Source organism: Acinetobacter sp. TW_SC_4 (genome assembly GCF_054861205.1).
On the sequence record NZ_CM142174.1, the window covers coordinates 309,208 to 323,557 of the forward strand.

The 14,350-nt window shown below is 44.3% G+C and carries 13 protein-coding genes and 5 tRNA genes; 14 read left to right on the plus strand and 4 right to left on the minus strand.

Annotated elements, in window-relative coordinates:
* The first annotated feature begins 120 nt into the window (after window positions 1–120).
* The 3 genes from ppnP (at window position 121) to ACWM1W_RS01425 (ending at window position 2,297) form a co-directional block, all read left to right on the plus strand.
* A complete protein-coding gene (gene ppnP, locus ACWM1W_RS01415; RefSeq protein WP_375725936.1) occupies window positions 121–444 on the plus strand; it encodes a pyrimidine/purine nucleoside phosphorylase in 324 nt (107 codons plus the stop codon).
* A 142-nt stretch (window positions 445–586) separates the two neighbouring features.
* Window positions 587–1,336 carry a 23S rRNA (guanosine(2251)-2'-O)-methyltransferase RlmB gene (gene rlmB, locus ACWM1W_RS01420; RefSeq protein ID WP_005233526.1) on the plus strand — a complete coding sequence of 250 codons (750 nt, stop codon included), beginning with the start codon at window positions 587–589 and terminating at the stop codon, window positions 1,334–1,336.
* A 43-nt stretch (window positions 1,337–1,379) separates the two neighbouring features.
* Window positions 1,380–2,297 carry a DMT family transporter gene (locus tag ACWM1W_RS01425; RefSeq protein ID WP_375725937.1) on the plus strand — a complete coding sequence of 306 codons (918 nt, stop codon included), beginning with the start codon at window positions 1,380–1,382 and terminating at the stop codon, window positions 2,295–2,297.
* 38 nt (window positions 2,298–2,335) lie between these two features.
* On the opposite strand, the gene coaE is transcribed toward ACWM1W_RS01425, so the two are convergent.
* From coaE to pilB, 4 genes are read right to left on the minus strand one after another with little or no spacing between them, the layout of a single operon-like run.
* Window positions 2,336–2,941 (minus strand): dephospho-CoA kinase, encoded by a 606-nt coding sequence (coaE, locus tag ACWM1W_RS01430; RefSeq protein ID WP_004787215.1) that lies wholly within the window; start codon window positions 2,939–2,941, stop codon window positions 2,336–2,338.
* Between the two features lies 1 nt (window position 2,942).
* Window positions 2,943–3,803, minus strand: coding sequence for a prepilin peptidase (locus tag ACWM1W_RS01435; protein ID WP_004787213.1), 861 nt, complete (start codon window positions 3,801–3,803; stop codon window positions 2,943–2,945).
* Complete coding sequence (locus tag ACWM1W_RS01440) at window positions 3,803–5,032, minus strand: type II secretion system F family protein (protein ID WP_004787210.1); 1,230 nt, start codon at window positions 5,030–5,032, stop codon at window positions 3,803–3,805. Before ACWM1W_RS01440 ends, ACWM1W_RS01435 begins: the two co-directional genes overlap by 1 nt.
* 30 nt (window positions 5,033–5,062) lie before the next feature.
* Window positions 5,063–6,772 carry a type IV-A pilus assembly ATPase PilB gene (gene pilB, locus ACWM1W_RS01445; RefSeq protein ID WP_291358489.1) on the minus strand — a complete coding sequence of 570 codons (1,710 nt, stop codon included), beginning with the start codon at window positions 6,770–6,772 and terminating at the stop codon, window positions 5,063–5,065.
* Window positions 6,773–7,050: 278 nt separating this feature from the next.
* Between pilB and tpiA the strand changes: the two genes are divergently transcribed.
* From tpiA to ACWM1W_RS01500, 11 genes are all read left to right on the plus strand, one after another.
* Window positions 7,051–7,842 (plus strand): triose-phosphate isomerase, encoded by a 792-nt coding sequence (tpiA, locus tag ACWM1W_RS01450; protein ID WP_375725938.1) that lies wholly within the window; start codon window positions 7,051–7,053, stop codon window positions 7,840–7,842.
* Between the two features lie 13 nt (window positions 7,843–7,855).
* Window positions 7,856–8,185, plus strand: a complete 330-nt coding sequence (gene secG, locus ACWM1W_RS01455; RefSeq protein ID WP_004787204.1) for a preprotein translocase subunit SecG — start codon at window positions 7,856–7,858, stop codon at window positions 8,183–8,185.
* Window positions 8,186–8,238: 53 nt separating this feature from the next.
* Window positions 8,239–8,323, plus strand: a tRNA-Leu gene (locus ACWM1W_RS01460).
* Between the two features lie 52 nt (window positions 8,324–8,375).
* Window positions 8,376–8,452: transfer RNA gene (locus ACWM1W_RS01465), tRNA-Met, on the plus strand.
* An 81-nt stretch (window positions 8,453–8,533) separates the two neighbouring features.
* Window positions 8,534–8,610: transfer RNA gene (locus tag ACWM1W_RS01470), tRNA-Met, on the plus strand.
* A gap of 72 nt (window positions 8,611–8,682) precedes the next feature.
* Window positions 8,683–8,759: transfer RNA gene (locus ACWM1W_RS01475), tRNA-Met, on the plus strand.
* Window positions 8,760–8,847: 88 nt separating this feature from the next.
* A tRNA-Met gene (locus ACWM1W_RS01480) sits at window positions 8,848–8,924 on the plus strand.
* 224 nt (window positions 8,925–9,148) lie between these two features.
* Window positions 9,149–9,673 carry a ribosome maturation factor RimP gene (gene rimP / locus ACWM1W_RS01485; RefSeq protein WP_125278902.1) on the plus strand — a complete coding sequence of 175 codons (525 nt, stop codon included), beginning with the start codon at window positions 9,149–9,151 and terminating at the stop codon, window positions 9,671–9,673.
* 35 nt (window positions 9,674–9,708) lie between these two features.
* Window positions 9,709–11,193: a transcription termination factor NusA gene (gene nusA, locus ACWM1W_RS01490; RefSeq protein ID WP_004787201.1), complete on the plus strand. Its 1,485-nt coding sequence runs from the start codon at window positions 9,709–9,711 to the stop codon at window positions 11,191–11,193.
* A 10-nt stretch (window positions 11,194–11,203) separates the two neighbouring features.
* Window positions 11,204–13,915 carry a translation initiation factor IF-2 gene (infB, locus tag ACWM1W_RS01495; protein WP_375725939.1) on the plus strand — a complete coding sequence of 904 codons (2,712 nt, stop codon included), beginning with the start codon at window positions 11,204–11,206 and terminating at the stop codon, window positions 13,913–13,915.
* A complete protein-coding gene (locus tag ACWM1W_RS01500; protein WP_004810065.1) occupies window positions 13,915–14,319 on the plus strand; it encodes a ribosome-binding factor A in 405 nt (134 codons plus the stop codon). Before infB ends, ACWM1W_RS01500 begins: the two co-directional genes overlap by 1 nt.
* The last annotated feature ends 31 nt before the right edge of the window (window positions 14,320–14,350 follow it).

The following is a 14,350-nucleotide window of genomic DNA, read 5'->3' on the forward strand; positions in this document are numbered from 1 at the left end:
GCAAGCAGGGGCACCCAATAATTTCATTCAAGTCCGATAAACTTCGATTGATTAGTTGCGGGTGCACATTTAAACTACAGCAATCAAAATATTACAAAATGCTTTATCTGGAGAAATGGCATGTCAGCTCAGTTTGATCATGTATCAGTACTTAAAAAATCGAATGTGTATTTTGGCGGGTTATGCATCAGCCATGTGGTGCAATTTGAAGATGGCACTAAAAAAACCTTAGGGGTAATTTTACCTTCAGAAAATGCATTAACTTTTGAAACACATGTCCCTGAGCGTATGGAAATCATTTCAGGTGAATGTCGTGTGCAAATCGCTGACGGCGAAGAAAAAGAACTGTTCCGTGCTGGTCAGTCTTTCTATGTGCCAGGCAATAGCCGTTTCAAAATTGAAACTGATGATGTGCTGGACTATGTTTGCCATTTTGAAGGCTAAACAGACCTACAGATGAGCTGTAACCGATCAAGAAATTTTGTTCTGAATCGGTTAAACTAAGCTTGATACAGAATCCTGTGAAGTTGGCTTTGCAGGATTTTTCTTTTGCTGCCTATTTCCCAATTTATTTTCGAGGTCGTTCATGGCTAAACCTGAGTATTATTATGGCGTCCATTCAGTAGAATCACTGCTGGAGCTTGAGCCTGAACGTGTCTTGACTCTTTTTACCCTGAAAGGTCGTGATGATCAGCGCCTGAAACGTGTGCTGGAATTGGCTGAGCCTTTCGGCATTAGTGTCCAGCAGGCTAGTCGTGACAAGTTAGAAAAACTGGCAGGTTTGCCTTTTCACCAAGGCGTAGTGGCGGCAGTTCGCCCGCATCCAACCTTAAATGAAAAGGATCTGGAAGATCTATTGAAGCAAGATTCTCAAGTACTTCTATTAGCACTCGATCAGGTAACTGATCCACATAACCTGGGTGCTTGTATTCGTACTGCCGCAGCGATGGGTGTAGCGGCTGTAATTGTGCCGCGTGACCGTTCAGCAAGCCTGACGCCAACTGCACGTAAAGTGGCAGCGGGTGGTGCAGAAAAAGTGAAGTTTATTCAGGTGACCAATCTGGCGCGCACTTTGGGTCAAATCAAAGATGAATTTAATGTACGTGTGGTTGGTACAATGCTGGATGAAAAAGCTTTACCCATCCAGAAATTTGATTTTACTGGAACAGGTGTATGCGTGGTGATGGGTGCGGAAGATACCGGTTTACGTCCAATTACCCAAAGCCAATGTGATCAGACGGTTTATATTCCGATGGCAGGCAATCTGCAAAGTCTGAATGTGAGTGTGGCAACAGGGATGGCTCTTTATGAAGCCTGTCGTCAGCGTCAAGCTTAAGTCCTTTTTATTATTTACCTAAATACTGTTAAAGAAGAAGTCTATGTCTCCCCGAACGCAAGGTTATGCCTTTGTCTTAATTACCATGTGTATTTGGGGAGGTTTTACCTTAAGCACGCGTTTAAGTGCCCAGTGGGGGATTAGTGCCTGGGATCTGGTGGGATTACGTTTTCTATTGGCTTTTCTGATTCTGATGCCAGTCCTGATTTATAAAAAGGACACAGCCTTTTTATGGAGTAAGGAATCCTTTCTCTTAGCCATGATCGGTGGAGTGGGGTATTGCCTGACCGCCTATACCGCTTTCCATTATGCACCTGCAGCTCATGCTGCTGTATTTCTCAATGGCTGTATTCCGCTTAGTACCGCAGTGGCTGCTTTTGTATTATTTAAACAGGGGTTTGACCGACATACCTGGATTAGTATGGCGATTATGCTGCTTGCGATTGGCAGTATGAGCTGGCTAATGTTCCGGGAGTCCGGTGTGGCCTTGGGATTAGGCGATCTGCTGTTTTTCATCAGTGCGATGTGGTGGGGGGTGTTCACTGTACTGCTACGTCAATGGAAACTCTCTGCCTGGCATTCTATGGCTAGTGTGGCGATCTGGTCAGCCATCGTTTATGTACCGCTTTATGTATTATTCTTCCCAAAACGTCTGGATGTGGCTGAACCTTGGCAAATGGCTTCCCAAGTTCTCTTTCACGGTATTTTTGTGGTGATTGTAGCGACACTAACTTATGTGGAAGCGATTAAGCGTTTAGGTGCATTTAAAGCGGGCAGTATCGTGACCCTCGCACCATTCATTGCTGCCATACTGGCTGTACCGTTATTAAATGAACCTCTAAGCCTCGCGATTGTCTCTGGTTTAGTAGGTATGGCAATTGGTGCCATACAGCCTTGGCGCTGGTTGATGCATCGAGATAGCCTGAGTCAAAAACTGGAACAACAAAAAAAGCAGTCCTAAAAGGGCTGCTTTTTATTTGGAGAATGACTGAGTTCGGGTTAATGATTTTGAGTAGCCATCTGAAGATATTTTTCATGCAATGGTGTGAGATGAGCATAGAGATGCTCCAGCTCACCATCATTCAGCACAATATCATCAGCCATAGCGCGTTTTTGTTCACGCGGCATTTGGGCGGCAATGATCTTCTGAATTTGCTCTACATTTTGTCCATCGCGCTGCGAAGCTCGTTGAATTTGCAGTTCAATAGCAGCATCAATTAATAACGTATGTTGTGTCAGTTCATGCTGATTGGTTTCAAACAATAAAGGAGAAACTAAAATCGCATAAGGACTTTGCGCTGCATGCAACTGTTGAATAATTGAAGTGCGAATAGCAGGGTGGGTGATATTTTCCAGCGTTTTTCGTGCTTCTGGAGACTGGAAAATATATTCACGTAAAGCACGGCGATTCAATGAGCCATCCTCAAGTAAAACCCAATCACCAAATGCTTGCTGAATCTGCTGTAGGGCTGGTTGACCAATATCAACGACTTCACGGGCGACAATATCCGCATCTACGACAGCAATCCCTTGAGATTCAAACCATTGGCTGGCAGCAGACTTGCCACTTCCAATTCCACCAGTTAAACCGAGTACAAATTTCACTTTACTGACCTAAATAAATTTTCATGATCTGCTCACCCCATAAAAAGGCAATCCAGCCGGCAATGGCAATATAAGGGCCAAAGGCAAAGGGCTGGTTTTCTTTACGGACTTTAAGCAGGATAATCCCAATAATTGCGCCCACCAATGATGACAATAATATAATGAGTGGTAGGAGCATAGGACCCATCCAGGCACCTAAGGCAGCTAGTAATTTGAAATCTCCATAGCCCATACCTTCCTTGCCGGTCACCAGCTTAAAAAGATAGTACACCACCCACAAGCATAAGAAGCCAATGATATAGCCCCAGATGGCAGAATCAGGGGTAGTATAAATCGTATAACTATTAATACCCAGGCCGAGTGCAGCCAGCGGCAGGGTATAGCGATCAGGTAATAACTGGGTGTCGAAATCAATAAAGGTGAGGGCAATCAGGACATAGGTAAAAACCAGACCAAACAGCATCTGTATTGTAGGCCCGAATACTGCCACCACTATCAGTGCACAAGCAGCTGTCAAAAGCTCAATAAATGGATAGCGGATACTGATAGGATTTTGACAGTTACCACATTTACCACGTAATAAGATCCAGCTAATCACCGGAATATTCTGATACCAGCGAATAGGAGTCTGACATTTCGGGCAAGTTGAAGCTGGTTTGCTTAAAGTAATTTTGCTCTCATCAATAATGGGCTGATCTGGATGCAAGAACAGCTGGCAATCTGTACGCCATTCCTGTTCCATCATTTTAGGGGTACGGTAAATGACAACGTTTAAAAAGCTACCAATACAGAGACTAAAAAGCCCAACTGCGAGATAAAGCGCAGTTGGGTTTTGACTGAAATATAAAATAAAATCTTGCATTAAACCACGGAACCCATTTGGAAAATTGGAAGGTACATTGCGATAACAAGGCCACCAACAAGGACACCAAGAATTGCCATAATCAAGGGCTCCATCATGGAAGTTAAACCATCAACCGCATTGTCGACTTCATTTTCATAATGGGTTGCGACTTTATCCAGCATGGCATCCAATGCACCTGATTCTTCACCAATTGCAACCATTTGTACGGCCATAGAAGGGAATTTATCGGTGACACGCATGGCAAATTGAAGCTGTTGACCTGTCGCAACATCTTCCTTGATTTTTAATACCGCCTCCTCATAGACCACGTTATTGGTTGCACCAGCAGTCGATTCAAGCGCATCAATTAATGGCACACCGGCAGCAAAAGTGGTGGCGAGAGTGCGGCTATAACGGGCAATGATCGCTTTATAGACCAGATCACCAAAGATGGGTGCTTTGAGCGCGGCCTTATCCAGTAAATCACGGAATTTTTTGCTACGCTTTTTCGCTTCAAGGAAAGCAGTAATCACTACGCCAATTCCAATAATCAAAAGGAACCAATATTTTTGCATCCATTCGGACATATTGACTACCATTTTAGTAAATGCAGGTAAGTCTGCACCGAATGAAGAGAATAAGTCCTGGAATACAGGAACTACTTTCACCATCAGGATAATTGTGACGATCACAGCTACTACAATTACTGTGGCTGGGTATTTCATGGCTTTTTTAATTTTTTGCTTTAACAGCTCACTTTTTTCTTTATAAATCGCGACACGATCCAGCATGGTTTCCAGAGCACCAGATTGTTCGCCAGATTCGACCAAAGAGCAGAATAGATTATCGAAATATTGCGGGTACTTACGTAGAGCACCAGCGAAAGTATTCCCGCCTTCGACTTCGCCTTTAATTCCAAGCACAACCTCACGCATAGATGGATTTTCCAAACCTTCCGCAACAATTTCAAAGCCCTGAACTAACGGTACCCCAGCTTTCATCATAGTGGCGAGCTGACGGGTGAAGATAGTGATATCCAGTGTAGAAACTTTTTTCTTCATCAAACCTTCGAGAATATTTTTTTTCTTTTCTCGAATGGTTTTGATCGTAATGCCTTGTTTGCGCAAATTCACTTTTGCTAAGGCCATATTTCGTGCCGGCAATTCCCCCTTGATCTTGGCGCCTTTGCGGTCAACCCCTTCATAACTGAAGATCGGTGTCATCTGGCCTTTTTTTACTGCTGCCATAGCTTTATCCTTATTTTATATTCAGCACGATCATTCGCTGGTTACACGATTGACTTCCTGTAAAGAAGTCACCCCCTGCATAACCTTCACTAACCCTGATCGGCGTAAATTGTTAAATCCTGCACGCGCGGAAGCTTCAGCAATTTCAATGGCATTGCCATCTTCCATAATAATTCTTGAAATTTCAGGTGTGACTTTCATGACTTCGTAAATACCGACCCGGCCCTTATACCCTTCACGGCATTCATTACAGCCGACTGGCTCATAAATCTGAAATTCAGGGCTTTGTAAATCTGATTCGGTAAAGCCCATTTCCAGCAAACTTTGCTGAGGAATATCAGCCGGCTTTTTACATTGTGAACACAAGCGACGGGCCAGACGCTGCGCAATCACTAGATTGACCGAGGTCGCGATATTGAAAGAAGGGACGCCCATATTACGTAAACGGGTCAGAGTTTCCGGAGCACTGTTGGTGTGCAGGGTTGACATCACCATATGACCTGTTTGTGCTGCCTTGATTGCAATTTCAGCTGTTTCCAGATCACGGATCTCACCGACCATGACAATATCAGGATCCTGACGCAGAAAGGATTTTAAAGCCGCTGCGAAAGTCAGGCCAACTTTATTATTCACGTTAACCTGATTAATCCCTTGCAGATTAATCTCGACTGGATCTTCCGCAGTAGAAATATTGGTATCCTCGCGGTTTAAGATGTTTAAGCCCGTATAAAGTGATACGGTTTTACCGGAACCGGTAGGACCGGTAATCAGTAACATCCCTTGCGGTTTATCTAGGGCCTCCATGAATAACTCTTTCTGCTCAGGTTCATAACCTAAAGCATCAATTCCTAGCATAGCACTAGACGGATCTAGAATACGTAGAACCAGTTTTTCGCCAAATAGGGTAGGGAGTGAGTTAACACGGAAGTCGATAGCTTTGTTTTTTGAGAGCTTTAATTTAATACGACCATCTTGAGGAACACGTTTCTCAGAAATGTCCATCTGCGACATAACTTTTAAACGTGACGCTAAACGGTTTGCTAGTTGTAGCGGCGGTGTTGCAATCTGGCGTAAAACGCCATCGACACGATAGCGTACCCGATACATTTTTTCATAAGGTTCAAAATGTAAATCTGATGCCCCCATACGAATGGCATCAATCAGTAATTTATTAATATATTTAACAATCGGGGCTTCTTCACCCTTGTCTTTTTCATCTTCTTCTTTCGTCGGATCGGTTGTGTCGACATCGACATCCAGATCGAAATCATCATCAAAATCAAAAGTACTTTCTTCAGTAAAGTTTTGCTCAATCAGTTTTTCAAGTTTATTGTGTTCAACAATAACAGTTTCGATATTCAGTTTGGTTGCAAAGCGGATGGCATCCGTTGCTTCAATATTGGTTGGATTGCTCGTGGCAACATAAAGAACATTGGCGTTTTTATAAATTGGCAGAATACGATGCTTGGTGATCAGCTTTTCATCGATATCTTCACGCAGGATTTGTCCTGGATCATAAGCGCCAATATCAAATAGAGGTTCACCAAATTCTACTGAGATCGTTTCGGCAATGGTGGTAGGGGAAAGATTATGATGACTGACCAAATAGGCCACAATATCTGTTTTTTCTTGTTTGGCATTGGCTAAAGCAGTCCGCATATCTTCAGCCGATAATACCCCTTCATCGACCAGGCGACGAATAAACCCTGTAAATCTTGGTGACCCCTGCAATGCTGTCATGCTTCAATATGCCTATCAATTCAATTTTTTTAATTTGCTATTCTAAAATTATACGTTTGTTATACAAAAATACCATAGCTGAAAATGCTGCAATCTTCCTGATATTCAGTAAAAGCTTGAACTGGTCGGAAGAACCGGGCATTTTTTCAGTGATAACAAAAAATAATCACTTTGAATAGTCTAAACTGAGAAATAGGAGGAATAAAACTATTCTTTAAATTTTACAATTCCGTGTAGAATGTGCCCAATTCAAGATATGTCAGTGAAATAGGTTATTTATGTCGGTTTCGACGATTACCCCTTGGGTGGTGGGCAACTGGAAAATGAATCCAATGCAGGCAGATGCCCAGGCTTTGGTTCAGAATTTAAAAGACTTGCTTGAGTCTGCACCAGTTTCAACAGAGAATTGTCATTTGGGTGTGGCACCGACAACCCTTGCCTTAACTCAAATTCAAACTGCATTTGCTTCTGCTAATCGCCCTGTATATACCGTAGCACAAGATGTATCACGTATTTCAGGTACAGGCGCTTATACCGGGGAAGTAAGTGCTGAATTATTGGCTGATAGCCAGATTCGCTATGTATTGATTGGACACTCTGAACGTCGTGAAATTTTTGCTGAAAGTTCACAGATTCTAAATGCTAAAATCAAGAATGCCTTAAATGCCGGCTTAACCGTAATTTACTGTGTGGGCGAAAGTCTGGAACAGCGTGAAGCAGGGCAGGCAGAAGCAGTGGTTCTGCAACAGATTTGTGATATCGCGACTGTGGTAGAAGATGAACAGTGGAAAAATATCGTAATTGCTTATGAGCCAATCTGGGCCATTGGTACCGGTAAAACAGCTTCTCCAGAAGATGCGCAGGCCATGCATGCCCAGATCCGTCAGGGCTTGAGCCAGATTACAGGTTATGCTGCGACTATGGCGATTTTATATGGTGGTAGTGTAAAACCGGAAAATGCAGTAGAGTTAGCAGCCTGTCCTGACATTAACGGGGCATTGGTGGGTGGTGCATCACTCAATGCTGAGTCGTTCCATCAAATTGCTCAAGCATTTGCAAATACACAATAATTAGGAGTTCAGCATGCAAACTTTTGTGCTGGTAGTACATATTATCTTAGCGATTTTGATGATTGTCTTGATTTTGGTTCAGCATGGTAAAGGTGCGGATGCAGGTGCATCATTCGGTGGCGGCGGTGCGGCAACGATCTTTGGTGCCTCGGGTTCGGGTAATTTCATGACCCGTTTGACGGCAGTTTTTACCGCATTGTTCTTTGTAACCAGTATTACTTTGGCGATTCTTGCCAAGAAACAGACCACTGATGCGTACAGTTTGTCTTCAATTCAATCAGCTCCAACTGCGCCTGCGCAACCGGTTGAAACTTCACCAACTGCACCACAAACGACCGAATAATTTTAATTAAACCTTTCTTTTTTTCAGTGATGCGACTAGAATGCGTCACAGCTGCGGTGGTGGTGGAATTGGTAGACACGCTACCTTGAGGTGGTAGTGCTTTCGGGCGTGGGGGTTCAAGTCCCCCCTTCCGCACCAACTTATAATCCAGAACATAAGTTGGTGTATGCAGCTAAAAAACTTCTGTTGTTGCGGGATGGAGCAGTCTGGTAGCTCGTCGGGCTCATAACCCGAAGGTCGTTGGTTCAAATCCAGCTCCCGCTACCAATCAATCCTTTTTTAAAGACGCAAACTTTTAAAAGGCAGCTTAAATCTGATTTAAGTTGAGAAGGATTATTTGCATGTTGTTGCGGGGTGGAGCAGTCTGGTAGCTCGTCGGGCTCATAACCCGAAGGTCGTTGGTTCAAATCCAGCCCCCGCTACCAATCCTTTAAAGATGCAAACTTTAAAGGCAGTTTAATGATAGAATGTTAAGCTGAATGTTATTTGTATGCTGATGCGGGATGGAGCAGTCTGGTAGCTCGTCGGGCTCATAACCCGAAGGTCGTTGGTTCAAATCCAGCTCCCGCTACCAAGTTTTCAGTAACAGATAACAAATATGCAGAATGATGTGGTTGTGATTGAAAAGTTCGCATCTTTTGTATATAATTTTTGCACGTTGATGCGGGATGGAGCAGTCTGGTAGCTCGTCGGGCTCATAACCCGAAGGTCGTTGGTTCAAATCCAGCTCCCGCTACCAAGTTTCTTAAAAGAGGCTCACAACTATGGTGGGCCTTTTTGCACAGTGGGATTTGAAAAAATCCGAAATTGTGCATTAATTGGGGCGATTTACGCCCTTTTTTATTGGCTATCGTGTAGTGTCGACAAAATTTGGTCATATCTCCATGTTTCACTACTACTATAGTTTGTATTGGTTTGTAGTGGTCAAATAGATCATAAAATCGCACCAGATGACGAGAGTAAATGAAGCTATCAAATAAAACTCAAGCACTTCAGGACTTGATTGCACCAGCAGTTGAAGCCTGTGATGTAAACCTGTGGGGGATTGAATTCCTGCCACAAGGCAAACGTTCATTATTACGGATCTATATCGACAAACCGGTCGATGAAAATGCAGCACCTGTTGTCAATGAAGATGGTGAAGAAGAGCAGGGTCGTGGTATTGGGGTTCAGGACTGTGTGCGTGTCACACAGCAAGTCGGCGCTATGCTTGATGTCCATGATCCAATCTCAGGTGACTATTCGCTTGAAGTTTCTTCACCAGGTTGGGATCGTCCATTCTTCCAGTTGGAGCAGATGGCTCATTATATCGGACAAATGGTTGCGCTGCGTTTGATCAGTGCCGTCGATAATCGTCGTAAATTCCAGGCAAAACTGGTTGCAGTCGACCTTGAAAATGAAATGATTCAAGTTGAAGTAGAAAAGCAACAGATTTTGGATATCGACAGTCACAATATCGATAAAGCAAACTTGGTCTATCAAGATTAATTCAATTAATAAGAATCTGAACGAATAGGTGACTTATGGCACGTGAAATTCTTACCGTCGTTGAAACGGTTAGTAACGAAAAAGGTGTAAGTCGTGAAGCAATTTTTGAAGCGCTAGAACAAGCTTTGGTTGCAGCGACTAAGAAGAAATTCTACGAGGGGACTCACTCAGAAGAAGCTCGTCTTCGTGTAGAGATTGACCGTAAAACTGGGGACTATCGTACTTTCCGTCAATGGGAAGTGGTGGCTGATGAAGATCATGAAATGCCTGCTTGTCAGGATGCGATCTCTGATGTTGATCCCGCACAATGGTCGATTGGTGATATCCGTGAACTGGAAGTAGAATCAATCGATTTCGGTCGTATTGCTGCCCAGATCGCGAAACAGGTGATTGTACAGAAGATTCGCGAAGCAGAACGTGCGCTGGTTGCCGATGCGTATGAATCTAAAGTCGGTGAGCTGATCTATGGTGAAGTGAAAAAACAAACCAAAGATGGCTTTATCATTGACTTGGGTGACAACGCAGAAGCGTATCTGGCACGTGAAGAGATGATTCCGAAGGAAATCCTTCGTCCGAAACAACGCGTGAATGCGATCCTATACAGCGTTAACCGTGAAGGCCGTGGTGCACAATTATTGTTGTCACGTGCTAAACCGGAAATGCTGATTGCATTGATGAAAAAAGAAATTCCTGAAATTTCTGAAGAAATCATTGAAATTAAGGCCGCAGCTCGTCAACCGGGTGTTCGTGCTAAAATTGCAGTGAAAACCAACGACCACCGTATTGACCCGGTGGGTGCTTGTATTGGTATGCGTGGTACACGTATCCAGGCTGTACAGCAAGAGCTCAATGGCGAGCGTATTGATGTGGTGGTTTGGTCTGATGATCCTGCGCAATATATCGCAAGCGCATTAGAACCAGCAGATGTATCTAGTATTGTGATCGATGAAGATGCACGTACTGCAGACATCATTTTCGCGACTAGTGATCAGCTAGCTCGTGCAATTGGTTCACAAGGTCAAAACGTTCGTCTGGCATCTGAATTGACTGGCTACAAGCTGGACATGATGCTGGAAGAAGAATACTACGCACGTCAGCAAAGCGAAGCACAAAAATACCTGGACATGTTTGTTACACGTTTGGATATTGCTGAAGATTTGGCGATGGCGTTGGTAGAAATGGGCTTCACCTCGCTTGAAGAAATTGCTTACGTACCGCCAGAAACGTTTGATGAAATCGAACTGGATGCGGAACTGGTTGAACTACTGCAAAGCCGTGCGAAAGAAATTGCACTTGCTGATGCATTACAACAGCAAGAAAACGTACAAGCGCCAAGTGAAGAACTTGTTGCAATGGAAGGCATGACAGCAGAGATCGCGCAAGCTCTCGCAGCTCGTGGTGTGGTAACCGTAGATGACTTAGCTGACCAAGCGACTGATGATATTGAAGATATCGAAGGTCTCGGTGCTGAGAAAGCCGGTCAACTTATTATGAAAGCGCGCGAATCATGGTTTAACTAGGAGGTAGTATATGACGGACAAGTCGATTAAAGAGTTAGCACTCAGCGTGGGTCGCCATGTTGATAAGCTCCTAGAGCAGGTTCGTGAGGCAGGTTTACCACAGCGTAAAGCTGACGATATTATTACCACCGAACAACAAGATCGCTTAATGAATCATGTGAAAAAGACACAAGGTTCAGACGGCCATGCAGGACAAATCACGTTGAAACGTAAAACGACCAGTACTGCTAAAGTGGCAAGTACTTCAGGTAAGGCGAAAACGATTAATGTAGAAGTTCGCAAGAAACATACATTCGTTAAGCCAGACCCGGAACAAATTAAAGCAGAAGCTTTAGCGAAGGCTCAAGCTGAACAGCAAGCGAAAGCAGAAGCTGAACAGAAGCCAGCACCAGCTAAAAAACCTGCTGATGCACCTAAATCGGGTACAAACAATGCAAGCAAAGCCCTAGAAGCAATGCGTGCAGCTCAGAAACAAGAAACTGAGAAACAGGAAACACCTAAAGCAGCTGTTGTGGTAAAACGCAAATCAACTAACAAGCCGATTGTGAAAGCAGCGGTTAAACAAGTTGAAACAGCAGAACAGAAAAAAGCACGTGAAGCTCAAGCCGCTCAATTAAAAGCAGCTGAAGAAGCAGCACGTCGTAAGGCAGCTGAAGAAGCACAACAACGTACCCTTGAACAAATGCGCAAGATGGCGTCGAAGTATTCTTCTGAAGATACCACTGCAACCATTCGTGTGATTGATGATTCTCCACTTGCTGCTGGTCTGGTTGGCCAGGCATATGAAGACTCATTTGCGAAAGAAGACCGCGAAATTAAACGCGGTACCAATACTTCAAATACACGTTCACCGAAGAAAGGTGGTCGTCGTGGTGAAGAGCAGTCTTTCCGTGATAACTCACACAAACGTGGTCTGAAATCTAGCCAAGCGAACAAGCATGGTTTTGAAAAACCAGTGAAAAAACAGGTTTATGACGTTGAAATCGGTGAAACGATTGTCGTGGCTGACCTGGCTGCGAAAATGGCGGTTAAGGTTCGTGAAGTGATCAAGTCACTGATGAAAATGGGTGAACTGGTTACTCAAAACCAGGCGATCGATCAGGAAATCGCAGCACTTGTGGTTGAAGAAATGGGCCATAACCCGGTACTGGTTTCTGAAACTGCAGTCGAAGATAACCTGCTTGAACAGGCTGAAGAAGCACGTGGTGCGCAAACTACTCGTGCGCCAGTTGTTACGATCATGGGTCACGTTGACCATGGTAAAACATCGCTTCTGGACCGTATTCGTCGTGCCAAAGTGGCGCAAGGCGAAGCAGGTGGTATTACCCAGCATATCGGTGCTTATCATGTAACGACTGATAAAGGTAGTATCACATTCCTTGATACTCCGGGACACGCAGCGTTTACTGCAATGCGTTCACGTGGTGCCAAAGCGACTGATATCGTAGTCTTGGTTGTTGCAGCAGATGATGGCGTGATGCCACAAACTGCAGAAGCAATCGATCACGCGCGTGCAGCGGGTACGCCAATCATTGTTGCAATCAACAAGATGGATAAAGACTCAGCTGATCCAGATCGCGTATTGAATGAATTGACCACCAAAGAAATCGTACCTGAAGAATGGGGCGGTGACGTTCCTGTAGCGAAAGTATCTGCACATACTGGCGCGGGTATTGACGAACTTCTTGACCTGATTTTAATTCAGTCTGAATTGCTTGAATTGAAAGCGTCTGAAGAAGGTGCGGCACAAGGTGTTGTGATTGAAGCACGTGTTGATAAAGGCCGCGGTGCAGTAACTTCTATTCTTGTACAAAACGGTACGCTGAAAGTGGGTGACCTGGTACTTGCTGGTTCATCTTATGGCCGCGTTCGTGCCATGACCGATGAAAACGGTAAACGTATCAAGTCTGCAGGTCCTTCGATTCCAGTCGAAATTCTGGGTCTTCCAGAAGCGCCGATGGCAGGTGACGAAGTTCTTGTTGTGAATGACGAGAAGAAAGCACGTGAAGTTGCCGATGCGCGTATGGATCGTGAACGTCAAAAACGTCTTGAACGTCAATCTGCAATGCGTCTTGAAAACATCATGGCGTCTATGGGCAAAAAAGATGTACCAATCGTCAATGTAGTATTGAAAACTGATGTACGCGGTACATTGGAAGCACTTCATGTTGCATTGGCTGAGCTTTCAACGGATGAAGTAAAAGTACGTATTATCGGTTCTGGTGTTGGTGCGATTACTGAATCTGACGTCACACTTGCTGAATCTTCAGAAGCGGTTCTTCTTGGCTTTAACGTACGTGCCGACAATACTGCACGTCAAAAAGCAGATGCAGACAGTATCGACATTCGTTACTACTCAGTGATCTATCAATTGATTGATGACGTGAAAGCAGCGATGAGCGGTAAGCTGGCTCCTGAACACCGTGAAACCATCTTGGGTGTTGCTCAAGTACGTGAAGTGTTCCATTCAAGCAAATTTGGTGCTGCAGCAGGCTGTATGGTACTTGAAGGCGTATTACACCGTAATAAACCGATTCGCGTATTACGTGATGACGTGGTGATCTTCCAGGGCGAGCTAGAATCTCTTCGTCGCTACAAAGAAGTGGTGGAAGAAGTTCGTGCCGGTATGGAATGTGGTCTTGCGGTGAAAGGCTATAAAGACATCAAACCTCTCGACAAGATCGAAGTGTATGATGTGCAATTGATTAAACGGAGTCTTTAATGGCGGGTAGTCAACGTCTGAAGCGTATGGCGGATACGGTACAACGCGAGTTGTCTGAACTGATCCGTCAGGAGCTGAAAGATCCACGTCTGGGTGGTCTGGTGACCATCTCAGCCGTGAAGGTGAGCCCAGACTTAGGATATGCAGAAGTTTATGTCACAGTAATGGGTCGTGAACTGGGTGATGAGCAAAGTGAAGCGGCAAATAAAGAAACACTCGATGTCCTGAATAAGGCATCAGGGTTCCTGCGCCATGAACTGAGCCGTCGGATCAAGACACGTATTACACCTCGTCTACGTTTCCATTACGACAAAACCAATGCATATGGTAACTATATGTTTGGTCTGATTGCTGAAGCAGTGAAGGATTTACCTCCTGCTGAAGACAAGAAAGATGAAGAATAAGCTTTTATAAAGCGCAATAAAAAAGCCACCT